2 protein-coding genes are annotated in these 791 nt (G+C 62.1%); both read left to right on the top strand.

Annotated elements, in window-relative coordinates:
• The coding region (gene tnpB, locus AB3X96_RS42535) for an IS66 family insertion sequence element accessory protein TnpB (protein ID WP_368594418.1) at positions 1–201 on the top strand (201 nt) is incomplete at its 5' end.
• A 63-nt stretch (positions 202–264) separates the two neighbouring features.
• Positions 265–791 (top strand): IS66 family transposase zinc-finger binding domain-containing protein (locus AB3X96_RS42530; RefSeq protein ID WP_368594417.1); only part of this gene is annotated, 527 nt, incomplete at its 3' end.

Here is a 791-nt window from a genome sequence, read left to right as displayed (position 1 = left end):
GCCAACCGCCTGAAGGTGCTGGTTCACGATGGGATTGGCATCTGGCTGGCTGCGCGACGGCTGAATCAGGGGCAGTTCGCGTGGCCGCGCGCTGGTAGCGAACCAAAGCAACATGCGCTCACGCAGGAACAACTTGCCGGGCTGGTGGTGGGTTTGCCATGGCAGCGCATCGGCGCGGACGGTGTGATCCGTGTCGTTTGAGGACGTTCGGTACGTATACGGTCGCGCTTTCGCGCTCTCCGGGGTTCTGGCAGACTCGTCTGCATGGATCTGCCCGCCGACCTCAACACTCTTAGCCCCGAACAACTGCGTGCGCTCGCCACGCAACTGATTGCACGCGTCGAAGACCGGGACCGGGAGATTGAAGAGAAGACCCGGGAGGTCGGTGAGAAGGAGCGGGAATTACGCTATCGGCAGACCCGCATCGACCAGTTGACCCACGAGATATCGATTCTCAGACGCCATCAGTTCGGCAGGCGCAGCGAGCAGCTCAGCAGCGATCAGATGAACCTGCTGGACGAGGCAATTGACGCGGATCTCGCCGCCATTGAAGTTCAGCTCGAGCAACTTCAGCCACAAGCCACAACCGAGCCGCTACCCCTGCAACCGAAGCGTGCAGCGCTGCCGGCGCAATTGCCGCGCACAGAGATCCGGCATGAGCCGGAGAGCACCGTATGCCAGTGTGGCTGCGAGCGCGTGCGCATCGGCGAGGACATCAGCGAGAAGCTGGACTACACGCCAGGTGTGTTCACCGTGGAGCGGCATATCCGTGGCAAGTGGGTGTGCAGAAA

Source organism: Paraburkholderia sp. BR13439, from assembly GCF_040948805.1.
GTDB classification, from domain to species: Bacteria; Pseudomonadota; Gammaproteobacteria; order Burkholderiales; family Burkholderiaceae; genus Paraburkholderia; species Paraburkholderia youngii.
This window is presented reverse-complemented; position numbering and strand designations above follow the sequence as displayed.